Annotated in this window: 27 protein-coding genes; all 27 read right to left on the bottom strand. The window is 31.3% G+C overall.

Annotation, left to right across the window (positions count from 1 at the left end; all coding sequences use genetic code 11):
• Nucleotides 1-26: 26 nt before the first annotated feature.
• Entirely contained in the window at nt 27-1,262 is a 1,236-nt protein-coding gene (locus tag C3E89_RS08330; protein ID WP_236912002.1) for a hypothetical protein, read from the bottom strand.
• Between the two features lie 14 nt (nt 1,263-1,276).
• The gene (gene fliJ, locus C3E89_RS08335; protein ID WP_236912004.1) at nt 1,277-1,711 is read right to left on the bottom strand and encodes a flagellar export protein FliJ; all 435 of its coding nucleotides are present in this window, start codon (nt 1,709-1,711) and stop codon (nt 1,277-1,279) included.
• A 20-nt stretch (nt 1,712-1,731) separates the two neighbouring features.
• Nucleotides 1,732-3,060: a flagellar protein export ATPase FliI gene (fliI, locus tag C3E89_RS08340; RefSeq protein ID WP_236912006.1), complete on the bottom strand. Its 1,329-nt coding sequence runs from the start codon at nt 3,058-3,060 to the stop codon at nt 1,732-1,734.
• Nucleotides 3,061-3,065: 5 nt separating this feature from the next.
• Entirely contained in the window at nt 3,066-3,830 is a 765-nt protein-coding gene (locus C3E89_RS08345; protein WP_236912007.1) for a FliH/SctL family protein, read from the bottom strand.
• The gene (gene fliG / locus C3E89_RS08350; protein WP_442870611.1) at nt 3,823-4,824 is read right to left on the bottom strand and encodes a flagellar motor switch protein FliG; all 1,002 of its coding nucleotides are present in this window, start codon (nt 4,822-4,824) and stop codon (nt 3,823-3,825) included. The genes C3E89_RS08345 and fliG overlap by 8 nt, the downstream gene beginning before the upstream one ends.
• 15 nt (nt 4,825-4,839) lie before the next feature.
• Complete coding sequence (gene fliF / locus C3E89_RS08355) at nt 4,840-6,366, bottom strand: flagellar basal-body MS-ring/collar protein FliF (protein WP_236912011.1); 1,527 nt, start codon at nt 6,364-6,366, stop codon at nt 4,840-4,842.
• Between the two features lie 31 nt (nt 6,367-6,397).
• Nucleotides 6,398-6,697: a flagellar hook-basal body complex protein FliE gene (gene fliE / locus C3E89_RS08360; protein ID WP_236912012.1), complete on the bottom strand. Its 300-nt coding sequence runs from the start codon at nt 6,695-6,697 to the stop codon at nt 6,398-6,400.
• 5 nt (nt 6,698-6,702) lie between these two features.
• A complete protein-coding gene (flgC, locus tag C3E89_RS08365; protein WP_236912014.1) occupies nt 6,703-7,143 on the bottom strand; it encodes a flagellar basal body rod protein FlgC in 441 nt (146 codons plus the stop codon).
• A 2-nt stretch (nt 7,144-7,145) separates the two neighbouring features.
• A complete protein-coding gene (gene flgB / locus C3E89_RS08370) occupies nt 7,146-7,553 on the bottom strand; it encodes a flagellar basal body rod protein FlgB (RefSeq protein ID WP_236912016.1) in 408 nt (135 codons plus the stop codon).
• Between the two features lie 260 nt (nt 7,554-7,813).
• Nucleotides 7,814-8,596 carry a GTP-sensing pleiotropic transcriptional regulator CodY gene (gene codY, locus C3E89_RS08375; RefSeq protein WP_236912018.1) on the bottom strand — a complete coding sequence of 261 codons (783 nt, stop codon included), beginning with the start codon at nt 8,594-8,596 and terminating at the stop codon, nt 7,814-7,816.
• A 13-nt stretch (nt 8,597-8,609) separates the two neighbouring features.
• The gene (hslU, locus tag C3E89_RS08380) at nt 8,610-9,995 is read right to left on the bottom strand and encodes an ATP-dependent protease ATPase subunit HslU (RefSeq protein ID WP_236912019.1); all 1,386 of its coding nucleotides are present in this window, start codon (nt 9,993-9,995) and stop codon (nt 8,610-8,612) included.
• Nucleotides 9,996-10,008: 13 nt separating this feature from the next.
• Complete coding sequence (gene hslV, locus C3E89_RS08385) at nt 10,009-10,539, bottom strand: ATP-dependent protease subunit HslV (RefSeq protein ID WP_236912021.1); 531 nt, start codon at nt 10,537-10,539, stop codon at nt 10,009-10,011.
• Between the two features lie 105 nt (nt 10,540-10,644).
• On the bottom strand, nt 10,645-12,729 hold the full coding sequence (gene topA / locus C3E89_RS08390) for a type I DNA topoisomerase (RefSeq protein WP_236912023.1): 2,085 nt from the start codon (nt 12,727-12,729) through the stop codon (nt 10,645-10,647).
• Nucleotides 12,730-12,754: 25 nt separating this feature from the next.
• Nucleotides 12,755-13,852, bottom strand: a complete 1,098-nt coding sequence (gene dprA, locus C3E89_RS08395) for a DNA-processing protein DprA (protein WP_236912025.1) — start codon at nt 13,850-13,852, stop codon at nt 12,755-12,757.
• A gap of 6 nt (nt 13,853-13,858) precedes the next feature.
• Nucleotides 13,859-15,388 (bottom strand): YifB family Mg chelatase-like AAA ATPase, encoded by a 1,530-nt coding sequence (locus tag C3E89_RS08400; RefSeq protein ID WP_236912026.1) that lies wholly within the window; start codon nt 15,386-15,388, stop codon nt 13,859-13,861.
• Nucleotides 15,389-15,458: 70 nt separating this feature from the next.
• A complete protein-coding gene (locus C3E89_RS08405) occupies nt 15,459-15,815 on the bottom strand; it encodes a YraN family protein (RefSeq protein ID WP_236912028.1) in 357 nt (118 codons plus the stop codon).
• Complete coding sequence (locus C3E89_RS08410) at nt 15,805-16,095, bottom strand: EscU/YscU/HrcU family type III secretion system export apparatus switch protein (RefSeq protein WP_236912029.1); 291 nt, start codon at nt 16,093-16,095, stop codon at nt 15,805-15,807. The genes C3E89_RS08405 and C3E89_RS08410 overlap by 11 nt, the downstream gene beginning before the upstream one ends.
• Before the next feature lie 2 nt (nt 16,096-16,097).
• Nucleotides 16,098-17,462: a hypothetical protein gene (locus C3E89_RS08415; protein ID WP_236912031.1), complete on the bottom strand. Its 1,365-nt coding sequence runs from the start codon at nt 17,460-17,462 to the stop codon at nt 16,098-16,100.
• Between the two features lie 14 nt (nt 17,463-17,476).
• Nucleotides 17,477-18,088, bottom strand: a complete 612-nt coding sequence (locus C3E89_RS08420) for a ribonuclease HII (RefSeq protein ID WP_236912032.1) — start codon at nt 18,086-18,088, stop codon at nt 17,477-17,479.
• Nucleotides 18,089-18,103: 15 nt separating this feature from the next.
• Nucleotides 18,104-18,952: a ribosome biogenesis GTPase YlqF gene (ylqF, locus tag C3E89_RS08425; protein WP_236912036.1), complete on the bottom strand. Its 849-nt coding sequence runs from the start codon at nt 18,950-18,952 to the stop codon at nt 18,104-18,106.
• 157 nt (nt 18,953-19,109) lie between these two features.
• Nucleotides 19,110-19,457, bottom strand: a complete 348-nt coding sequence (gene rplS, locus C3E89_RS08430) for a 50S ribosomal protein L19 (protein WP_236912038.1) — start codon at nt 19,455-19,457, stop codon at nt 19,110-19,112.
• Nucleotides 19,458-19,571: 114 nt separating this feature from the next.
• Nucleotides 19,572-20,300 (bottom strand): tRNA (guanosine(37)-N1)-methyltransferase TrmD, encoded by a 729-nt coding sequence (gene trmD, locus C3E89_RS08435; protein WP_236912039.1) that lies wholly within the window; start codon nt 20,298-20,300, stop codon nt 19,572-19,574.
• Entirely contained in the window at nt 20,297-20,800 is a 504-nt protein-coding gene (gene rimM, locus C3E89_RS08440; protein WP_236912041.1) for a ribosome maturation factor RimM, read from the bottom strand. Before rimM ends, trmD begins: the two co-directional genes overlap by 4 nt.
• Before the next feature lie 85 nt (nt 20,801-20,885).
• Nucleotides 20,886-21,116 (bottom strand): KH domain-containing protein, encoded by a 231-nt coding sequence (locus C3E89_RS08445; protein ID WP_005587773.1) that lies wholly within the window; start codon nt 21,114-21,116, stop codon nt 20,886-20,888.
• 18 nt (nt 21,117-21,134) lie between these two features.
• The gene (rpsP, locus tag C3E89_RS08450; protein WP_236912042.1) at nt 21,135-21,407 is read right to left on the bottom strand and encodes a 30S ribosomal protein S16; all 273 of its coding nucleotides are present in this window, start codon (nt 21,405-21,407) and stop codon (nt 21,135-21,137) included.
• A 30-nt stretch (nt 21,408-21,437) separates the two neighbouring features.
• Nucleotides 21,438-22,778: a signal recognition particle protein gene (gene ffh / locus C3E89_RS08455; RefSeq protein WP_236912044.1), complete on the bottom strand. Its 1,341-nt coding sequence runs from the start codon at nt 22,776-22,778 to the stop codon at nt 21,438-21,440.
• Nucleotides 22,778-23,161: a YlxM family DNA-binding protein gene (gene ylxM / locus C3E89_RS08460; protein WP_236912046.1), complete on the bottom strand. Its 384-nt coding sequence runs from the start codon at nt 23,159-23,161 to the stop codon at nt 22,778-22,780. Before ylxM ends, ffh begins: the two co-directional genes overlap by 1 nt.
• Nucleotides 23,162-23,259: the final 98 nt, after the last annotated feature.

A 23,259-nucleotide genomic window follows, 5' to 3' on the forward strand; every position in this document is an offset into this window, starting at 1 on the left:
TCACCTCCTTCCCAGAATTTAATAATTTATGGTCTAGCTAACGCTTGGGTTAGCCTAGAGGCATTTTCAGTACTCATATAGTCCATAATGCTAGATAGAGTTTTATTTCTCATTCTAGAAAGTACATCAATAATTATTGAAGCATCAGTTAATTGAAAGATAGGTTCTGAATTTATTTCCAGTGCAGTTACTGTAGTATTGTTGCCCATCATCTGCTCCACTATTTTAGCCACCTTATCTGGACTCATCTTATTATAAACAGTTACCAAATCGTCAATCTTTTTATTGTATTCAGTAATAAATTGGATAGATTTGCTAATTTCATTGGTTATGGATTCTTCTTCCCCATTTAATTCTTCCTCTTTTCTAATGGCACCAAACAATTCTTCTACAAAGCTGTCTTCTTCAATTTTTGATAAGATCTCTGCAGATTTCAATATGGAAAAATTCTTATATATAATCCCTAGTTCTTCCATAGAATACTTGTTTGAATTTCCAACTTCCTCCAAAATTTCTTCTATAGGCTTAACTTCATAAAAATTGGCTAAATCTGCTAACTTCGTTATTTCAATCTTTTTAGTAGATAACCGGCTCTCTAAACTGGTTCTTTTGTCGTTAGATAAAGACGATAAAACATCTTCTCTAATACCATCGTCCATATAATAAAGTATATCCTTTGCTTTGCCTTCATCCATAAGGGTAAAAATATCTAGTATATTTTCTTTGAATTCATGGTCTGTCTGTATTCTATTTTCAATTTCATTAATAGTTAGCAAAAGGTCTTGATTTTCTAATCGATTAATTTCATCTAATAATTCGTTCTGTTTTTCTTTTTGAATTTCATCATGGATTGAAAACAACAAATCTTTTCTCAGTTCAATATTTCTGACTAATTTAATTATTTCTCCAGTCCTAGATGTAGAATTAGAATTCATCAACCTTATGATTTCGCTATATAATTTCTCATCATCCTTTTTTACTATGTATAATTTATCTGCTGCTATTGCAGGATCTAAGGATAGGTAATGGTTAGCTAAAAATGTTTTTTTATCATTTCTTTCAGATTCTGTAGGAGAAGATTTAAAATATTCACCAACTCCTCCTGGCACATTACCTAAAACCTTATTTATCTTCGATTTAAAAGTCATATTATTATAATAGATTAGACCTATAACTAAAATAGGAATAATAATAAGAACTACTATTAAAATTAATTTTAATTTCTTCTTCTTACCCTTCTTAGGTAACTCTATGTTTTCCATTGCTATTCCCCCTACTATTGGGTACTAACCTTATAATTTACTATTGTATCGTTTTGTTTCTCTTCCTCTTTTTTAATTTCATATAAATATTTTTCATATTCATTTTCTTTTAATTTTTCAAATATTTTCTTTTCTTTTACTGCAGTAACCATTTCTTCTTTAGTTTCTTCTAACTCTTTTTGGACCTTAGTTACTAATTCCTCTTGTTTTTTTATCCTAGTATTTACATGATTAATATAATTACTATACATGGCTAAATTTCCAACACTAGTTTTCATAACTGACAAATCTTTTTCATTTAGTAAATTCTTTTTAAACTTCACATAATCATCTAACCTATTTTCTTCTTTATTTAATCTTTGCTGAACTATCCCATATTGGCTTTTCTTTAAGTCTTCTATTGTTTTTTTATAATTTAGAACTTTTTCTAATCTGAAGTTAAAATCCATATCCTACTTACCCCCTGTTATCATTCATTAATTTGACTATCTATTTTTTCCATCATTGCAATAGTTTTACTAAATGGATATATTTCTAGGGTTTCTTGGGTTAGTAATTCATCAATATAATCCTTTAACTCTATGGCTTTATCTATCTTTTTATTTGTACCTCTTTTATAAGCCCCAATATTTATTAAATCCTCTGATTCTTTATATGTTGCCATTATGTTTTTAATTGAATTGGCTTTATCCAAATGATCTTGTTCTACTATATTAGGCATAACCCTACTTACACTTGCAAGAATATCTATAGCTGGATAATGATTTTGATTGGCCAGCTTTCGTGAAAGAATTATATGACCATCTAAGATACCCCTTACAGTATCAGTAATCGGTTCACTCAAATCATCTCCATCCACTAAAACCGTATATAACCCTGTAATAGTCCCCTTTGAGGATGTACCGGCTCTTTCTAACAACTTAGGCATTATAGCAAAAACAGATGGAGTAAACCCTCTAGTAACAGGTGGTTCTCCTATGGCTAGCCCTATTTCCCGTTGGGCCATTGCAAATCTTGTTACAGAATCCATTAATAATAATACATTTTTCCCTCTATCTCTAAAATACTCTGCAATGGCAGTAGTAACTAAAGCTCCTTTAACCCTTATTAAGGCAGGTTGATCTGAAGTAACTACTACTACTACTGATTTTTTTAGTCCTTCATCCTTTAAGTCCTTTTCTAAAAACTCCCTTACTTCCCTTCCTCTTTCTCCAATTAGACCTATAACATTGATATCTGCAGAACTACTTCTCGATACCATCCCCATAAGAGTACTTTTCCCAACTCCACTTCCAGCAAAAATACCAATTCTTTGACCTTTGCCACAGGTAAGAAAACCATCAATAGCTTTTATTCCTAAAGGTAAAGGTTCATCAATTAATTGCCTATCTAAGGGATTTGGCGGAGAATTAAAAACAGGGTAAGTCTTTAAAGTTTTAATAGGCCCTTTTCCATCTATAGGATTACCTAAACCATCTAATATCCTGCCAACCAGCTCTTCGCCTACATTAACCCTTAAAGTTTTCCCACTAGCTACTACTTTACTACCAGAAGCAATACCTTCCATATCTCCTAAGGGCATTAAAAGAATTCTATCATCCTTTAAGCCAACTACTTCTGCTAAAACTGGTTCATCTTTGTCGTGAGGATAAATATAACACAATTCACCAATAGCAGCCATTGGTCCATTAGATTCTATAGTTAAGCCAGTTACTTTGGTTATCTTTCCTGTATACTTAACAAATCTTTTTTCATTCACCATCTTTATATACTTTTTAATATTTAAACTATCTTCCATATTTATCACTCATTACTTAAAATTGATTTCAAAAGATCTTTTACTTCTTTTAATTGATTCTTTAAGCTAACATCTACACTTCCTCTAGATGTTTCTAATATACAATCACCTTTTTCCATACTGCTATTCATCTTAATATCTAATTCATCTATTAAACTAGCTTTTGCCAAGATAATGTCCTTAGATTCATTTACTATGTGAAAATCTTCTGATGATACAATGATAGTAAGTTTTTCAGATATCTCCAAATTATCTATTCCATTTAGTACTAAAGAAATAATGAGTTCCTTATCTTCTTCTACTTTTTTATACAGCACCTTTTCGTATATAGATATAACAAGAAGTATTATATCTTCCTCTAATTCCTTTAACATTCTATTTCTTTTTTTTATATAATTATCTTTTATTTCTAGGGCTTCTTTTATCAACACTTCTGATTCACTTTTTCCTTCTCCATACCCTATTTCATAACCTTCCTTATAGCCTTCATCTTGCCCTGCTTTAAAACCTTTCTCGTATCCTTCTTTTTCAAATCTATTGAATATATTCTTAGATTTTTCATAAGCTTGATTTAATCTTTCTTCATATTCTTCATGGGCACAATCGATTATTTCCCTAGCCTTTTCTTCAGCTCTCGAGATGATTTCATCACACCGTTCTCTAGCCTCTTCTAATAATTCTTCCTTTAATGCTATATTTTCTAAATCGATATTTTTTTCAGATACTAGACTGCTTTCAATAACTTTAGAGGATTTAATTATATTAGACAATAATTTCATCTCCTCCCCTAGGTGTGATTATTTCACCATCTTCTTCAAGCTTTCTAATTATATTAACAATATTTTGCTGTGCTTCTTCTATATCCCTAATACGAACAGGTCCCATAAATTCGATATCTTCTTTTATCATCTCAACCAATCTTTTACTCATATTGGCAAATACAACTTCTCTTACTTCTTCACTAGCACCCTTTAAAGCAACTGCCCATTGAGCGTTGTCAATTTCTCTAATAATTCTTTGAATACTTCTATTATCTAGAGATACAATATCTTCAAACACAAACATTCTTCTTCTAATTTCTTCGCTTAGTTCTGCATCCATCATATCTAGCTCTTCCATAATAAATTTCTCCGTACCCCTATCTGCTGAATTTAATATATCAACAACAGATTGAATACCACCTGTAGATGTAAAGTCCTGAGACAGCATGCCAGAGAACTTCGTTTCAAGTACCCTTTCTATTTCCTTAATCACTTCCGGTGATGTTCTATCCATAGTTGCTATCCTCATAGTCACTTCTCCTTGCTTTTCCGGCGTTAAACTAGCAAGAATTTGGGCTGACTGGGCAGGTTGTAGGTAAGACAGAATTAAAGCTATAGTCTGAGGATGCTCATTTTGTATATAATTTAATAATTGATTAGGGTCTGCCTTTCTAATAAATTCAAAAGGTCGAACGTGTAATGAAGAAGTTAATTTATTAATAATATCAACGGCTTTATCAGAACCTAAAGCTCTTTCAAGAACTTCTTTTGCATAATTAATTCCGCCTTCTGATATATACTCTTGAGCTAAAGCAATTTGATAAAAATCTTCTATAACCTGTTGCTTTTCTTCAGAAGAAACCATACGCATATTCGCTATTTGCAAAGTTAGTTCTTCAATTTCATCCTCATTTAGATGTTTGAAAATTTCGGCAGACTTTTCTGGCCCTAAAGCTATAAGCAATATTGCTGCTTTTTCTTTACCATTAAACTGTCTCTTCATCATATTAATTCGCTCCTATTCATTTAACCAAGTTCTTAATAATTGAGCTACTGCATCAGGCTTTTTATCAACAAATTTCTCTATTTGAGCTTTCATCTTTGACTCTTCAGTTTCAAATTCTAAATCTTCTACTTCATCTCTTATTGACCTTACATCTTCAATCTGAGTTTCTAGTTCCTCTAGCTCTTCTAATTCTCTTTTTCTCTTTCTCTTATATAGGATATATCCTGTAACAGAAGATGCAGCCACCAAAGCCAAAATAATAGCTAACCAATTATAATCTTTAGCCTCTACTACATTATCAGTTAAGTCTTGGGTTCTAAAGCTTTCTGCTTTAACTGCAACTTGTCTAGTATCTAAACCTGTTGCAGCATATATAAGTTCTGAAATTTCTCTTTCCTTGTCTGCAGAAAAATCTCCATCGATTAAGACATCTCTGTTAATTAAAACAGCTACAGTTATATCTTCTACCTGTCCAGGAGCTTTTCTAATCTCCTTGTTTATTTCATTTAATTCAAAATTGATAGTACTACTTCTTTTGTCGTATCTTTCCCCACCATCGTCTTCCATTTGATAATCTGGGGGATTTTCTTCCACTCCTGGTACTCCTCCAGTTCCTCCTCCTACCATATGTTCCTCTATTTCTTCCATGCTTCTAATTAAACCTTCTTCACTTCCCTCAATAGGAGGACTAAATTCAACTACTTTAGTGCTTTCACTATCAAAGTTAATCTTAACACTGGATCTTACATCTACGTTTCCTGTGCCAAAAACATTTTCCAAAAAATTCTTTATGCTCTCATTTATTCTAAGTTCCAAATTATTTTTAATATTAAATTGGTCTGTCATTAATAGATCCGATTGGTCTTGTTCTCCAGTCAATAGTTTCCCTTCACTATCTACTATCTGAACTTTTTCAGGATCCATATTTAAAGAGCCAGCTACGAGATTTTGTATAGCTGTGACTGTTTCCCCTTTAATTGATCTATTATCACTTTTCTCTACGAATACAGAAGCAGTAGTCTCTTTGCTGTTTTCTTCCAAAACAAAACCTGAACCTTCTTTTTCGTTTATGTACACAGTGGCCTTTTCAATTCCTTCTATTTCTGAGATAGTTGAAGATAACTCATTTTGCAAAGCCAGTTTCATTCTTTCTTTTTTATCATAATCGGTCATTGTCCAACTACTATCATCAAAAGCATCTTGAAAACTGTAGCCTTCCTTAGGAATCCCATAGGATGCTAATTCAATCTTTATTTTGTTCTTCATCTCTGATGGTACTAGTATAGTCGTAGTATCATTACTAGGTGTCTTCCATTTTACACCCATCTCATCCAGTTTTTTTGTCACCTCAGATGTATCCTTTAAAGATAGGTCTTGATAAAGTACTTCATATTTGGTTCTAGTAAATACTATAGAAAGTATAATTATTGATAAGATAACAACAATGCCAATAATAATTAGCTTAATCCTTTTACTTTTATCCATTTCTTGCCAAACTTCATTTAGCTGATTCCTCATCTGCTGTATTGCTTCCCCCACCTTAACACCTCATTTCTTACAGCTTATTATTCTATATCTGCATTCTCATTATTTCTCTATAAGCTTCAACTACCTTATTCCTAATACCTAAAGTCAATTGTAATGAAATATTTGCTTTTTCTGCTGCTATAGTTACATCATGAAGGTTGTCCACTTCCCCAGTAATCAATAATTTTTTATATGCGTCACTATTCAATTGTAATTCATTAACCTTATTTAATGCATCATTAAAAAATAGACTGAATCGATTACTATTACCCGATTTGAAATCTTCATTTAGTCCATCCTTGGATAAAATTTGGCTATTTAGTCCAATAGTTTTAATTTCCATCTAACCTACCTCCTACCTATTTCCAATGCCTTCATTAACATTGACTTTGTTCCATTCATAGCAGTAATATTAGCTTCATAGGCTCTTTGGGCATCTATCATGTCTACCATTTCAGTTACCATATCTACATTAGGTAACATAACATAACCATTTTCATCTGCATCTGGATGGCCAGGTTCGTATTTCAATTTATAAGGAGTATTATCTTCTATAATTTCACTTATTCCTACACCATTGCCAGTAAATTTATTAGTATACCTATCTAAATAAGATGAAAAAGCACTCTCCTTATTCTCTTCAAATACTACCATCTGCCTTCTATAAGGCATTCCACCTGTAGCTCTGGTTGTATTAGCGTTTGCCATATTTTTGCTAATAATATCAATTCTAGTCTTTTCCGCTGTTAATGCTGAAGCGCAAATATTAATTGAATCAAACATACCCATTTTTATTTACTCCCTTCATTAATTACATTTTTTATCTTATCGAATTCATTTGTTACTTGATTAATTACAGCATTATACATTATAGTGTTTTTTGCTAGATCCGCCATTTCAGTATCGATGTTTACATTGTTTTTATCAAATCTATAGGAGTGGCTTCTATCTACGCTAATATTGGGTTCTATTTCTCCAATACTTTTCGTAACTGGTAAATGCTTAATATGAGTTCTAGTTAGATTTGATTTGTTTTTTTCTAAGGCTAATTTTAATTGATCTTCAAAATTTACCGTAAGTTTTTTATAATTGGGTGTATTGGCATTTGATATATTATGGTTAATAGTTTTGTCTCTTAGCCACAAGCCATCTAGTACTTTATTATATAAGTCTATATTGGCATTTAAACGTTGAAACATTTTATCACCTCATACTTAATATTTCATTACATAATAATGGATATTTCAAGTTAATTACTCCAATATTTACCTTTTTTCACAGTATTCTTTTATTTTATACAATATTCGATATAATGCATTAACTATTCTATATAATACATCATTATTCTACATTTTCATAGTAAAATTTTGCCTATTTTAGGAAATGCATCTCAAGGCCTAATTTTAAATAAAAAAAGTAGTGGAAATCCACTACTTTTTTATCAATATTTATTTTTTTATTATTCTTTCATTCTCTCTAATTCTTCTAATAATTTATCATTTAGAATCTTAATATGGGTTCCTTTCATTCCCAGGGATCTGGATTCTATTACCCCAGCAGATTCAAACTTTCGTAAAGCATTAACTATTACTGATCTAGTTATTCCTACTCTATCTGCTACTTTACTAGCAACTAAAAGTCCTTCTTCACCATCTAATTCTTCAAAAATATGTTCCATTGCTTCTAATTCTGAATAGGATAAAGTTCCAATGGCCATTTGTACCATAGCCCTTTTTCTAGATTCTTCTTCTATTTCCTCTGCCTTAGATCTAAGAATTTCCATTCCAACAATAGTTGCACTATATTCGGCTAATACTAAATCATCTTCTGTAAACATTCGGCCAAATCTGGCTAAAACTAAAGTTCCCAATCTTTCTCCACCACTATTTATGGGTATAATGGTAGCAATCTTATCAGGATAATCACATTGTGACACTTGATCAAATACACACTCTGTTATCTCTTCAACATTTTCTTTGGTTTCTGAAACCTTTAACAACTCATCATTATATTTTTTGGGAAATCTTTTTTCTTTCACTATTTCACTTTGAATAATATCGCAATCAAAGCCTGTGGATAATTCATAACCCAATACTCTACCTCTTTTACTAGCGATATATACATTTGCTTCTAATATTTCACTAAGTATTCTACTTAATTCTTGAAAAGATACAGGTTTTGAACCTGAACTCTGTAAGGTTTTATTTAGTCTTCTTGTTTTTTGTAACAAACTTTCAGTCATCTATATCCTCCTTCTATAATATATATTTTGATATATCTTTTTCATGTATATAAGCCATTAACTTTTTATTCACATAAGCCTCATCAATTACTATTTCACTAGTATCTAAATCAGGGGCTTCAAAAGAAATATCCTCAAGTAATTGTTCCATGACGGTTTGCAATCTTCTAGCGCCTATATTTTCTGACTGCTCATTGGATACAAAGGCTACCTTTGCAATAGCATCTATAGCCTCTTGGGTAAATTCCAAATTAATACCTTCAGTTTTAATTAAATATTCATATTGCTTTGTTATTGCATTTTTGGGTTTAGTCAAAATCTCTTTAAAATTCTCTTCTGTCAAACTTTCCAACTCAACTCTAACAGGAAACCTACCTTGAATTTCTGGTATAAGATCACCTACTTTTGAAACATGGAATGCTCCTGCTGCAATAAACAATATGTGGTCTGTTTTAACTGGTCCATATTTAGTCATAACAGTCGTGCCCTCAATAATGGGTAATATATCCCTTTGAACTCCTTCCCTGGATACATCAGGACCACCACCATAATCCTTGCCAGCAATTTTATCTATTTCATCTATAAAAATCATTCCATTTTCCTCTGCTTTTTTAATGCCTAAATCGATTACTTCATCCATATCAATAAGTTTTTGCGCTTCTTGGTTTTGAATTATTTTTCTCGCTTCTTTAATGGTTACTCTTTTTTTCTTGGTCTTTCTTGGCAATAAGTCACCAAAAATATCTCCCATATTGATATTATATTCTTCCATACCAAGTCCACTAAATAGCTCAACGGTAGAGTTATGGCTATCCTTTACATCTATTTCAATAAGTTCATTATCCAATTCGCCTCTCAATAACCTATCCTTTAATTCCTTACGTCTATTAAATATTAGCTCTTTTTCATTTTCAGCTATATCATCTTTTTCTTCTGTAGTTCCAAATATCATTTCTAATGGATTACTGCCTTTTTCCTTTGAAGGCAAAGGCAATAAAATTTGAATTATAATGTCATCTGTTATTTTTTTACTTTTTTCATATACTTCTTCGATTTTCTTTACTTTTACCATACGAACAGACTCTTCAACTAAATCTCTGACCATGGAATCAACATCTCTTCCAACATATCCTACTTCTGTAAATTTTGTAGCTTCTACTTTTACGAAAGGCAAATCTATCAATTTTGACAACCTTCTTGCAATTTCTGTTTTACCGACTCCTGTTGGACCTATCATAAGAATATTTTTTGGCTTTACTTCATCTTTAAATTCATCAGAAAGCAAATTTCTTCTATATCTATTTCTCAAAGCGATGGCAACAGCCTTTTTTGCTTCTTTCTGTCCTATAATATATTTATCCAACTCTTCTACTATTTGCTTTGGAGTCAATTCCTTCATCCTATCAGCCTCCTTAAATTACTTGGACGGTTATATTATTATTAGTATAAACACAAATAGATGAAGCAATTAAAATGGATTCCTTAGCTATTTCTTCTGCAGTAAGATTAGAATGTTTAAGCAAAGCCTTACCTGAAGCTAAAGCAAAATTGCCTCCAGAACCAATGGCAATTATTCCTTCTTCTGGCTCTATTACTTCACCATTTCCAGAAACTAAAAGTAAATTTTCCTTATCAGCTGCAATTAACAATGCTTCTAATCGCCTTAATACTTTATCTCTTCTCCAGTCTTTTGCTAGTTCAACTGCCGCCCTTCTTAAGTTTCCACTATATTGCTCTAATTTCTCTTCTAATATTTCTGCTAATGTTAAAGAATCTGCTACTGAACCTGCAAAACCTATTATAACATTATTGTTATATATTTTTCTAACTTTTTTTGCAGTATCTTTCATAATTGTAGTATTTCCAAATGTTATCTGCCCATCACCCGCAATTGCTATTTTATCATCTTTTTTAATGGCTACAATAGTAGTACCACTCATCATAACTAACACCCCACTAAATGTAAATAAAATCCATATATTGTTTTCAGAATATTTAATCATCTATACAATAGATTACTACATTATAAAGGAAATGTACAGAAAAATTTATTCTTTTTCGTTTCTACTATAACCGCAGTCTTTATCCATACATTTTATTAGTATTCCTTTTTTAGACTTTCTCTTAACCATAGGTCCATCACAATTAGGGCATCTTTCCTTTACAGGCTCATCCCAAGAAACAAAATTACAATCCGGAAAATTGCTGCAACCATAAAACATCCTACCTTTTCTTGATCTTCTTCTTACAATATTTCCGCCGCAATTAGGGCATGGAACATCTAATTCATCCAATATTGGTTTGGTATTTTTACACTCTGGATATCCAGGACAGGCTAAAAATTTACCATATCTTCCATATTTAATTACCATGTTTTTGCCACATTTTTCACAAACTTCATCGGTAACCTGATCCTCAATTTCAATTTTATCTATTTCTTCCTCAGCAATTTTCAATACTTTCTCAAACTCTTTATAAAATTCTTCTACTACTATTTGCCAAGTAAATTTTCCCTCAGCAATTTCATCTAGTTTTCCTTCTAATTCAGCTGTAAATTTTTCATTAACGATATCCTTAAAATACTCTTCCAACAAATCATTTACCAATAGACCAAGTTCAGTTGGTGCAAAAGATTTATTATTTAAGTTAACATACTCTCTGCTTAATATGGTAGAAATAGTTGGTGAATAAGTACTTGGTCTGCCTATTCCTAATTCCTCTAATGTTTTTATTAGCGAAGCCTCAGTATATCTAGCTGGAGGCTGAGTAAAATGCTGATTAGGCTCTATCTTATTGACCTTAACTTTTTCTCCTTCCTCAAGCATTGGCATTTCATTAGAATTTTCCTTATTATCCTCTATATTATAAACCTTTAAAAATCCATCGAACTTTAATTTTGAACCTGATGCTTTAAATATATTGTCCTTAGAAAGGATCTTGAGTGAAATAGTATTATACTTAGCAGGGCTCATCTGTGAGCTAACAAACCTGTTCCATATCAGTTTATACAGTTTATATTGATCTTCCGTTAAAGAAGCTTTTATATCATCAGGTTTTCTTAATATAGATGTAGGTCGAATACCTTCATGTGCATCTTGAGCTTCTTTTTTACTTTTATTTAAATAAGTTTTTCCTCCATTACTGTAAGTTTTTCCATAATTTTTAACTATATATGATTTAGTTAATTTTACTGCTTCTTCTGAAACCCTAGTTGAGTCTGTTCTCATATAGGTAATCAATCCAATAGTACCTTCTTTTTTTATATCTATTCCTTCATATAATTGTTGTGCTAACATCATAGTCTTTCTAGTGGAAAAACCTAATTTTTTAGATGCATCTTGTTGTAAAGTGCTGGTAGTATAAGGTGCATAAGGATTTCGCCTTTTAGTACCCTTTTTTACTTCCTTTACAATAAAGTTATCCATATCTAAAGATTTCAATATTTTATCTACTTCTTCTTTATTAGGAAGATCCATTTTTTTCTCCTTACCATCTTCCATAATACCATAAAAACTTGCCTCAAAGGGAACTTTGTTTTTTTCTAATAATGCTTTTATACTCCAATACTCTGTAGGTTTGAAGTTTTCAATTTCTTTTTCCCTATCACATATAAGTTTAACTGTAACAGATTGAACTCTACCTGCGCTTAATCCTCTTTTAATTTTTCTCCAAAGTAGTGGACTTATTTTATACCCAACTAACCTATCTAGAATTCTTCTTGCTTGTTGTGCATCGACTAAATTTCGATCTATTGGTCTAGGGTTTTTTATGGCATTTAATATAGCATCCTTTGTTATTTCATTAAATTCAACTCTTACAAGTTCATCTTCTTTTATATCTAAAATATATGCTAAATGCCATGAAATAGCTTCACCTTCTCGATCCGGGTCTGTTGCTAGATAAACTTTTTTGGATTTTTTGGCCTCGTTCTTTAATTCTTGTACTACCGGCCCTTTTCCTCTTATAGTAATATATTTGGGCTTAAAATTATTCTCTATATCAATACCCAAGCTACTTTTGGGTAGATCTCTTATATGTCCTACAGAAGCTTTAACTTTATAATTTTTCCCTAAGAACTTTCCAATTGTCTTTGCTTTTGCAGGTGATTCAACTATAACTAAATTCTTTTGCAATGATCACACCTCCGATTAACCTTAATCAAGACAAAGTAAATATTCTACTTGTCATCTCTTTAATTGCCCCTTTTAGTTCCAATACAGTAAGAATACTGCTAACAGTAGATATGTCCATTCCTGTATTCAAAGCTATTCTATCACAATGGATAGGCCCCTCTTTTATACATTCTATTATCTTTTTCTCCATAGGACTAAATTGAGAATAATCTAAACCGTCTTCTTTCTTCGTTTTTAATTTTTCTTGCAACTCATATACCTCTTCAATAATATCATCAATATCCATTATTAGTTTAGCCCCATCTTTTATCAACATATTCGTACCTTTGCTAAAAATGCTATTAATGTTACCAGGTAACGCAAAAACTTCTTTTCCCTGTTCTAAGGCATGATGGGCTGTTATTAAAGAGCCACTTTTTTCTTTAGCTTCAATTACAATTACACCTAAAGATAACCCACTAATTATTCGGTTTCTCTGAGGGAAATTATATGCTAGTGGTGGCACTCCTAAAAAGTACTCAGATACTAATGCACCTTTTTTATAGATTTCCTCATATATATTTCTATTTCTTTTAGGATAGATAATGTCTAAACCATTTCCTAAAACCCCAATGGTCCTACCACTATTTTCCAAAGCCTTTCTATGTGCTATACTATCTATACCTAAAGCCAATCCACTAACAATAGTAACATCCAATTCTATAAGCTCCTCAACGAATTTTTCAGTAGCCCATCGTCCATAAGAGGTGGCTTTTCTTGAACCTACTATAGCAATTGCAAGATCATCTTCCTTAGTAATATTTCCCTTTAAATATAAAACTTTAGGATTATCGTATATATAGTGTAGTCTCTTAGGATAATCTTTATCAAAAATTGTAATTACATCGATTTCTTGTTCGTTTATCAAATAAAATAACCTTTTTAAATAGTCATCATTCCGATTATGCAATATCTTATCTTTTATTTCACTTTTAATATTTCTTAAACTATATAATTTGTCAGATGGTAGGTCCCAAAGATCAACTAATTGAGGAATTTGATCTATTATTCTTTCAATAGTTTTGTTCCCAATATTTAAACTATTTAACCAAATCAAAATATCCCTATTGGAAATCTCCATCATTCCATGTTACCCCCAATATTTATTATCTAAACTTCTATATCTTACAGCTTCTAAAACATGCTTCTCAAGTATTGTATTTTCTCCATCTAAATCAGCTATTGTTCTGCTTACTTTTAATACTTTATTATATGTTCTCGCACTAAATCTATACTTTTTAAAAGCTTGTTTTAAAATTGTCTCTGCCCCCTTGGTTAGTTTACAGTATTTTTTTATTTGCCTTGGACTTAATTGTGAATTACTATATATATTGCTATCTCTATATCTTTCCAATTGAATTAGCCTCGATCTATTTACTCTTTCTCTAATATCTTTTGACGTTTCTAAATTTTTATTATCTTCTAAATCCTTATAGTCTACTGGTAAAACCTCAATATGGATATCGATCCTATCTAGTAGAGGATTACTAAGTTTACCAAGATATCTATCAATACTACTTTGTGAACATGTGCACTCGTGGAAAGGATCTCCAAAGTTGCCACATGGACATGGATTCATACTAGCTATCATCATAAACTTAGCTGGATAAGTGAGAGTAGCATTGACCCTAGATATAGTAACAATTTCATCCTCCATAGGTTGCCTCAAAACTTCTAATACATCCTTTTTGAACTCTGGTATCTCATCTAAAAACAAGACCCCATTATGAGCTAAGGAAACTTCACCAGGCTTAGGTATTCTACCTCCACCAATTAATGATGTAGAAGAAGCAGTATGGTGAGGAGCCCTAAATGGACGTTTTTTTATTAATGCATTAGATTTTAATAATCCAGCTACGCTATATATTTTAGTAACTTCGATTGCCTCTTCAAAAGATAATTTAGGAAGTATAGTGGGCAGTCTTCTAGCTGCCATAGTTTTTCCAGCTCCTGGGGGTCCTATTATAAGCATATTATGAGAGCCAGCAGCAGCCACTTCTAAGGCTCTCTTTAATCCCTCCTGACCCTTTATATCGCTAAAATCCATATCAAACTGTTCCTCTTCATCCTCAGAAAAAGGGATTGGATTTTTATAAGGCAATATTTCTTCTTCACTGTTTAAACTATTAATAGCTTGATTTAAATTTTTAACTGGAATTATATCTATATCCTCAACTACTGAAGCCTCATCTCTATTTTCATAAGGAACAATGCATCTTTTAATATTCGATTTCCTCATAGATATAACCATAGGTAATACACCCTCTATAGGGTTTAACCGTCCATCTAACGAAAGTTCACCAATGAAAGCAGTTTCTTGAAAATCAAAGTCACTAATGACTCCCATAGCTCGTAAAATTCCCAATGCAATAGCTAAATCCAGCTGAGAACCTTCTTTTTTTAAATTGGCAGGTGCTAAATTGACTGTAATCCTTGAAAGAGGAAATTCGAATCCACTATTTTTTATAGCTGTCCTTACTCTTTCCTTCGATTCTTTAATAGATGCATCAGGCAATCCTACAATATTAAAAACTGGCATTCCTCTAGATAGATCTGTTTCTACCTCTATTATATATCCATTCAATCCTTGTAAAACACAAGTATTAATTTTAGAATACATATTTGCCCCCTTATTAAAATATGATTTACTATTCCCTGGGTAATAGTGAAAATAACATATTTTTCAACTATTATATACAAAAAGCATTTTCTATATGGTTAATTTTAGGCTTTTCTTCCAAAAACACTTCTATTATGTCGTATCTTATTTGATAGTTGTTCATCTTTTTATGGTTCATATATATTAACGAAGATTTATAAATCTTCTGTTGTTTTCTCCAATTCACTGATTCATAAGGATATCCATATTTAATACTAGTCCTAGTCTTTACTTCCACAAAAACTAGAATGTTAAACTTAATGGCAATTATATCTATTTCCCCAACTTTTGTTCTGTAATTTCTATCTACTACCCTATACCCTTTAGATATTAGATATTCTACAGCTTCATTTTCTCCTAATATGCCTTTAGATATATTATTCTTCATCATATTCACCTTTTTCTTTGTCTAATTGGTAGACAAAAAATACAATTTTAGCAACAGCTTCATATAGCTGAGGAGGAATTTCATCATGCAAATTCAATTTAATCAATTCATCAATTAAATCCTTATCCTCATATATCTCTACATTTTGCTTTTTTCCAACATCTATAATTTTTTCCGCTATTTCACCTTTCCCCTTAGCTATAACTTTAGGAGCGTTAAATCCTTCCTTATAAAAAAGAGCTACAGCCTTTTTGTTTTTATTATTCATATCTTTTTTCATGGTTACACCTGCACATCCAAGTTATATATAGCCTGCCTATTAACTATTAAAGAATCTAAAATATTTTGGTTGCTATTAGGAAGATATTCTATAGCCCCTATTTGATATCCTGAAGCTTCCACTAAAACTCTTAATTCATTTTCTCTGGATTTAAATAAATAAATATCCTCTTTATTTATACCACTAAATTTAATTTCTATATAGGTATTAGATACTAAACAGTATATTTTAACATTGCCTAAGTTTTCAGTGTTTAAATTGATAAACATATTTATATTATCCTTATATCCGCTTTTTTTCTTTCTTTTCTTTAGTAGAGTTATAGCTGTATCATGGATATTTTCATCTAAATTTAAAGGTATATAAACAAAGACTAGCTCCTTATTCATTTCCCTTAAAAACTCAATTTTATTAACCAACTCTCCAATGTCTTTCTTAATATCTTTATTTACATTACTATTATCTTTAAGATAATCAAGTATTCTATTTAGTATATCTTTATATTTAGAATGGTTTTCCTCAATTAAACTTTTTGTATCACCACTATTAATCATAATCTTTTTAACGAAATTTGTAAACTTATTATTCATAATCTCTTTTAATATTTCAAAATCTTTAGAAAATAATATTGAGTCTTCCTTTAGCTCCGTAAAGTATTTGATATTATTCAAAGTGGGCTTAATATTATATTTGATGAAAAAAATAACGGTATTCAGCAACTCTTTATCAATTTTATTAATTGGAAAATTATTCATCCATTCTTTTAACTCAAAATTAACATTTTCTTTTAAAATTTCTGGGATATTAATTTTCTCATTTTCTTTAACAATTAGTAGATTTCTTATATCCTCTTTCTCAGCAGTAATAAATTCATCTTTTGAATTGGCTAATATTATTATTTCATCTTCTTGAACTTCCAATAATTGAACTAGTTTATCTAATATACCAATTCCATTAACTAAATTTTCTTTATTTATGGGCAAATTAAACCCAATTAGATTCTCTAAAAAATCAATAGAAAGAGCACTAGGTTTGATATTGAATTCTTTCAAAATATTAATCAAATATTCCTCTTTATTCTTTGGATATGAAGAAGGTACTTTTTGGACAATATTTTCTAGGATAGGTTTTAAATATATTTTATTCGGTAGTGATTCTTTGATTATGAAGCTTAAGGTTTTACCTTCATATTGGTATAAAGGTTTTTCAGATTTAGCCTTTATTATACCTAGATCCTTTATATGGACTAATAGAAGATTATCCTCCACATCTAATATTTCTCCTTCTATTAAATCGCCTTCTTGGAGTAGTTTCTCGTTTTCCTTGATAAAGAATTCTTTAGAATTAATTATACCTTCTATCTTCATAATTTTTCACCACCTTACCCTATAATATTCTTCAAGAAAGTCATTCTATGTATTGGTGACGGTCCCATCTCCTTAATAGCTTCTCTATGTTCTTTAGTACCATAACCCTTGTTTTTCCCAATTTTATACCCTTTATAATCCTCTTCCCATTTTTCACATAATCTATCCCTATATACCTTAGCTATAATAGAAGCACAAGCAATTCCATGACTTTTTTCATCACCTTTTATTAAACCTAATTGAGGTATATTAATAGGCACATTCTCTGCATCAACCAATAAATAATCTGGAACTACTGGTGCACCACTTTTATCTTTTAGATTTAATACTGCATTTTTCATTGCTAACCTAGTGCTTTCTTTAATATTAATCTCATCTATTATTTTTGGACTTACTTGTCCTAAACCAATAGCTATAGCATTTTTAACGATTTCATTATATAACTGTTCCCTTTTCTTAACAGATAGTTTTTTGGAATCATTAACTCCAGGAATCTCCATATCTTTGGGCATGATAATCGCACAAGCTACCACATCTCCTGCCAAACATCCTCTTCCCACTTCATCTATACAGGCAATCAAATCATAACCTTTCCTCTGTAACTCTTTTTCTATTTTAATTGGCATACAAACCCTCCTACACTAACAAATAGGCAACTCTAGGGTGATTCTTCCAATAACACCTTTTCTAAATTCATCTAATACTATATAACTCGCTTTGTCAAAATCTATTTCTCCTCCCCTTATGATACACCCTCTCTTTTCTCCAATTTCTAATAATATATCATAAGGAGTCTTTCTTTCAATTAAAACACTATACCTTTCTTGAATAAAAGTCTTAGATATGGAATTAAGCCTTTCTACTAATTTGATTGCTAGATTCTCAACATCAAGTAATTCATCCTTAATGGCTCCTGTAAAGGCCAAGTTTAATCCTACTTCTTTATCCTCAAATTTTGGCCATAATATACCAGGGGTATCTAATAATTCTAAATCACCTTTTATTCTTATCCATTGAGTTGTTTTAGTTACTCCCGGCCTATTGCCAACTTTTGTACCTTTACGTTTCGAGAGACTATTTATTAAAGTGGACTTGCCTACATTAGGTATGCCCACTATCATCGCTCTAATTGGTCTATTCTTAATACCCTTTTTAGCCAAATTTTTTTTCTTTTCTTCAGTTAACTTATAGGATAAGACTACTACATCTTCCAATCCTTTATTTTTTATGCTGTCAACTAAAACTGAAGAAATCCCTTTTTCTTCAAAATAAGCTTGCCATTTCCTATTGGCTGCCTTATCTGCTAAATCTGATTTATTCATAATTATTAATCTTGGTTTATTTCCTAAAATCTCATCCATATCTGGATTTCTACTACTAAAAGGTATTCGGGCATCGATTACTTCATATACTATGTCGACTAAGGATAAGTTTTTCTTAATAGATTCTTTAGTTTTTTTCATATGTCCTGGATACCAATTAATATTCATAAATTCACCTACTCTTTATAAAAGTCTTCTAACTAAAAATATTATAGACAGCTTTTCTTGAAACTCATACAGGCCAAGTTCCTCTAGTCAATGCTTTACAAGTGATGACTTATCTATTCTTTATAAATAAAATTGGGACTATGAAAGTCCCAATACATTAATAGCTCTTTTTTTCTTTAACTTTAGCTGCCTTACCTTGTCTTTCTCTTAAGTAGTAAAGTTTAGATCTTCTCACTTTACCTTTTCTTGTTACAACAAGATTTTCAATCCTTGGAGAATGTAGAGGGAATGTTCTTTCAACGCCAACTCCATAAGATAATCTTCTTACAGTAAAAGTTTCTCTAATTCCTCCACCTTGTCTTTTAATAACTGTACCTTCAAAGATTTGAATTCTTTCACGAGTACCTTCTTTTATCTTATAATGAACTTGAACAGTATCACCCACATTAAAACTTGGTAGGTTATCTCTCTTTTGTTCATCTTCTAAAATTTTAATTATATCCACTGTTCAAACCTCCCTTCTCCCTAGACGTTCTTGCCATCTATTCATGACAGAGGACCGTCCTTACTTCCATACGTTCTGTATTATAGCATATGTATTTATAAAATACAACTTATTTTATTCCAATTTTTCTTTTATTTCTTCTAATATCTGAATTTCCTCATTTGTTAATTTTATTTTTTCTAGTAAATCTGGTCTTTTTATATAGGTGTTTTTTAAGGATTCATATTTTCTCCAAGCCTCAATTTTCTGATGATCTCCAGAAAGCAATATCTCTGGAACAGCTAAGCCATTAAAAATCCTTGGCCTTGTATATTGGGGATGTTCTAACAGACCATTGTAATGGGACTCCTCCATATAGGATTTTTCTCCACTTAATGCACCTGGTAATAACCTAATAATAGATTCTATTACAACCATTGCTGGTATTTCTCCCCCAGTTAAAACATAATCCCCAATAGAAATCTCTAAATCAACATAGTTTTCTACTATTCTATCATCAATACCTTCATAATGACCGCATAATAGAATTAAATGTTTCTCTTTGGACAATGTATTAGCCAATTGCTGATTATAAACTTTTCCCTGGGGAGATAAATAGATAACCAATGAGTCATTAGTTTTAACCTCTTCTAAGGCTTTAAAAATGGGTTCTGGTTTCATTACCATACCAGGGCCTCCACCAAAGGGATAATCATCAACTCGTTTATGCTTATCTTCTGAAAAATCTCTTATATTTATTTTATTTAAAGATACTATGCCTTTATCAATGGTTCTGCCTACAATACTCCATTTTTCAAAAACTTGGAATATTTCTGGAAACAAAGTCAATATATCGATTTTCATTCTATCATTCCTTCAATAGGATCGATGACTATCTTTTTATTTGAAATGTCTATATTAATAAAAAACTCCTTTACTGCAGGTATTAGATATTCTTTATTTCTTTCATAGTCTTTTACTACATATACGTCATTGCTGGCAGATTGTATAACATCTACCACTGTACCTATTTTATCTCCCTTAGTATCAAATACAACACAATCTATAATATCGAAGATAAAGAAATGGTCTTCAGGTAAATCCACCTTATCTTCTTCATCTATATAGAGGTAACTTTCCTTAAAAGGTAAAACTTCATTAATATTATTGAAGTTACTTAATTTTAAAATAACCAATCCCTTACTATATTTAACTCTTTCTATCTGGGTTTTAAACTTATTTTCTCCTAAATATACCGTTTTTAAATATTCAAATCGATTAATATCATCAGTTAAAGGATATATTTTTATGTCCCCTCTAATACCATGTGTATTCATTATCCAGCCAACTTTAATGTATCCCATATTTTCACCAACCAAATTATAGTAGAAAGGGTACCCTAAAAGGCACCCTAAAAGTATTTTCCTTTTATTAGACGAAAATACTATATTACTGAATAATTTCCACTACCACCCTTTTATTCTCCTTAATAGCTGCTGCTTTCACTACAGTTCTAATAGCCTTTGCGATTCTACCTTGTTTACCTATTATCTTTCCCATATCTTCTTCAGCTACTTTTAACTCAATAATCACAGATTGAGTTCCCTCAATCTCGTTAACTTCTACTTCATCAGGATTATCTACAAGTGCTTTAGCTATTATCTCAACTAACTCTCCCATTTTAGCACCTCCTAGAAATTATTCTTCAGTATTAGTTTCTTTGTTTTTGTCATATATACCATTTTCCCTAAACAACCTATCAACAGTTTCAGTAGGTTTAGCTCCATTATTTAACCATTTGGTAGCTTTTTCATCATCTATCTTAACTGTTTTTGGCTCAGTTAATGGATTATAATAGCCTATTTCCTCGATAAATCTACCATTCCTTGGAGATCGAGAATCAGCAACAATAATTCTATAGAAAGGGTTCTTCTTAGCTCCCATTCTTCTTAGTCTAATTTTAACTGCCATCTTTTCACCTCCTCTAAGACTAATATCTATCTAGAAAAAGGGGAATCCAAATTTCCCTTTTTTCTTCATGGTTTTTTCCATATCAGTAAATCTTTTCATCATTTTTTTAGTATCCTTAAACTGTTTTAACAGTTTGTTTACGTCTTGAACAGTTGTACCACTGCCACTTGCTATCCTTTTTCTCCTTCTACTATCAATAATAGAAGGGTCGTTCCTCTCTTCTGAGGTCATAGACTGAATGATAGCCTTAATTTTTATAATATCTTTCTCATTTACATCTAAGTTTTTAAGGGCCTTGGAATTTACTCCAGGTATCATTCCTAAAAGCTCCTCTATAGGTCCTAAATTTTTCATTTGATCTATTTGGTCTAAAAAATCATCTAGTGTAAATTGTTGAGATCTAATCTTCTTTTCTAATTCTAATGCTTTCTTTTCATCAATTGAAGATTGGGCTCTTTCGATTAAACTTAATACATCTCCCATGCCCAATATTCTAGAGGACATTCTATCAGGATGAAACGGTTCTAACTGATCTAATTTTTCACCCATACCAACAAACTTAATAGGTTTATCTGTAACTGCTCTAATTGAAAGGGCAGCCCCTCCTCTTGCATCACCATCTAGTTTAGTAAGAACTACACCTGTTATTTCAAGTCGTTCATTAAATGTGTCAGCTACATTAACTGCATCCTGCCCAGTCATTGCATCTACTACCAATAAAACCTCTTGAGGTGAAACAGCTTCATAAATGTTTTCCAACTCATTCATTAAATCGTCATCAATATGGAGTCTACCAGCTGTGTCAATTATAATACAGTCATTATTATTCCTTCTGCCATGTTCAATTGCAGCCTTTGCAATATCTACTGGATTATTTCTATCTCCCATGGTAAAAACAGGTACTCCAACTCTTTCTCCAACGACCTCTAATTGTTTAATAGCTGCAGGTCGATATATATCACAAGCTACCAATAATGGTCTCTTGTTTTGCTTTTTTAAATTATTAGCTAATTTGCCTGCAGTAGTAGTTTTCCCAGCGCCTTGCAAACCACACATTAAAATAATCGTCGGTGGAGTAGGTGCAAAGATTAGTTTAGATTCTTTTTCTCCCATAAGTTTAGTTAATTCTTCATTAACAATTTTTATTACCTGCTGTCCAGGAGTTAGGCTTTCCATGACCTCTGAGCCAACAGCTCTTTCCTTAACTGTTTTGACAAAATCTTTAACAACCTTGAAATTTACATCCGCTTCTAAAAGGGCAAGTCTAACTTCCCTCATAGCTAAGTCAACATCTTTTTCTGAAAGTTTTCCCTTACCCTTTAGCTTTCCTAATGCATTTTGCAACTTTTCGGATAAAGATTCAAATACCATTAATTAACGACCTCCTGGCTATTATCAATTATTCTTCTGACTATTTCTTTTAGGTCTTTAATCTTTTTTAATATCATATAGTTGTTTATATTGCCAGCTTCAATTTCTATTTCATCAATTATTCCATATAGCTTATCTATCTCTTCTCTGCTAAAATCAAACTTCTTTACTAATCCAAGGGTTTTTTCATATTCATATAAATTCTCTTCAGCCCTTTTTAGGGTATCATATACACTTTGGCGACTAATACCCAGTTCTTCCCCTATTTCTGCTAAAGATAAATCATGAACATAATATAATTCAATAGCTGTAAACTGCCTTTCACTCAGCAATTTACCATAAAAATCAAACAAAATACCAACTTCTACTAATTTCTCAACCATAGCATCACCAAAATAAATAGTACTGTCAAGTTAATAGCTTGACAGTACTATTCTAGTATAATCTAGTTCTTTTGTCAATGCTAAAGTTATTAATTTTT

It is taken from the genome of Clostridium sp. Cult1, from assembly GCF_021655095.1.
Lineage (GTDB): Bacteria > Bacillota > Clostridia > Tissierellales > Tepidimicrobiaceae > Schnuerera.

Coding starts and splice junctions, on each gene's coding strand:
- C3E89_RS08330 (WP_236912002.1), bottom strand. CDS start 1,262: ATGGAAAACATAGAGTTACCTAAGAAGGGTAAGAAGAAGAAATTAAAA.
- fliJ (WP_236912004.1), bottom strand. CDS start 1,711: ATGGATTTTAACTTCAGATTAGAAAAAGTTCTAAATTATAAAAAAACA.
- fliI (WP_236912006.1), bottom strand. CDS start 3,060: ATGGAAGATAGTTTAAATATTAAAAAGTATATAAAGATGGTGAATGAA.
- fliG (WP_442870611.1), bottom strand. CDS start 4,824: ATGAAGAGACAGTTTAATGGTAAAGAAAAAGCAGCAATATTGCTTATA.
- fliE (WP_236912012.1), bottom strand. CDS start 6,697: ATGGAAATTAAAACTATTGGACTAAATAGCCAAATTTTATCCAAGGAT.
- flgC (WP_236912014.1), bottom strand. CDS start 7,143: ATGGGTATGTTTGATTCAATTAATATTTGCGCTTCAGCATTAACAGCG.
- flgB (WP_236912016.1), bottom strand. CDS start 7,553: ATGTTTCAACGTTTAAATGCCAATATAGACTTATATAATAAAGTACTA.
- codY (WP_236912018.1), bottom strand. CDS start 8,596: ATGACTGAAAGTTTGTTACAAAAAACAAGAAGACTAAATAAAACCTTA.
- hslU (WP_236912019.1), bottom strand. CDS start 9,995: ATGAAGGAATTGACTCCAAAGCAAATAGTAGAAGAGTTGGATAAATAT.
- hslV (WP_236912021.1), bottom strand. CDS start 10,539: ATGATGAGTGGTACTACTATTGTAGCCATTAAAAAAGATGATAAAATA.
- dprA (WP_236912025.1), bottom strand. CDS start 13,852: ATGATGGAGATTTCCAATAGGGATATTTTGATTTGGTTAAATAGTTTA.
- C3E89_RS08400 (WP_236912026.1), bottom strand. CDS start 15,388: ATGTATTCTAAAATTAATACTTGTGTTTTACAAGGATTGAATGGATAT.
- C3E89_RS08405 (WP_236912028.1), bottom strand. CDS start 15,815: ATGAAGAATAATATATCTAAAGGCATATTAGGAGAAAATGAAGCTGTA.
- C3E89_RS08410 (WP_236912029.1), bottom strand. CDS start 16,095: ATGAAAAAAGATATGAATAATAAAAACAAAAAGGCTGTAGCTCTTTTT.
- C3E89_RS08415 (WP_236912031.1), bottom strand. CDS start 17,462: ATGAAGATAGAAGGTATAATTAATTCTAAAGAATTCTTTATCAAGGAA.
- C3E89_RS08420 (WP_236912032.1), bottom strand. CDS start 18,088: ATGCCAATTAAAATAGAAAAAGAGTTACAGAGGAAAGGTTATGATTTG.
- ylqF (WP_236912036.1), bottom strand. CDS start 18,952: ATGAATATTAATTGGTATCCAGGACATATGAAAAAAACTAAAGAATCT.
- trmD (WP_236912039.1), bottom strand. CDS start 20,300: ATGAAAATCGATATATTGACTTTGTTTCCAGAAATATTCCAAGTTTTT.
- rimM (WP_236912041.1), bottom strand. CDS start 20,800: ATGGGATACATTAAAGTTGGCTGGATAATGAATACACATGGTATTAGA.
- C3E89_RS08445 (WP_005587773.1), bottom strand. CDS start 21,116: ATGGGAGAGTTAGTTGAGATAATAGCTAAAGCACTTGTAGATAATCCT.
- rpsP (WP_236912042.1), bottom strand. CDS start 21,407: ATGGCAGTTAAAATTAGACTAAGAAGAATGGGAGCTAAGAAGAACCCT.
- ffh (WP_236912044.1), bottom strand. CDS start 22,778: ATGGTATTTGAATCTTTATCCGAAAAGTTGCAAAATGCATTAGGAAAG.
- ylxM (WP_236912046.1), bottom strand. CDS start 23,161: ATGGTTGAGAAATTAGTAGAAGTTGGTATTTTGTTTGATTTTTATGGT.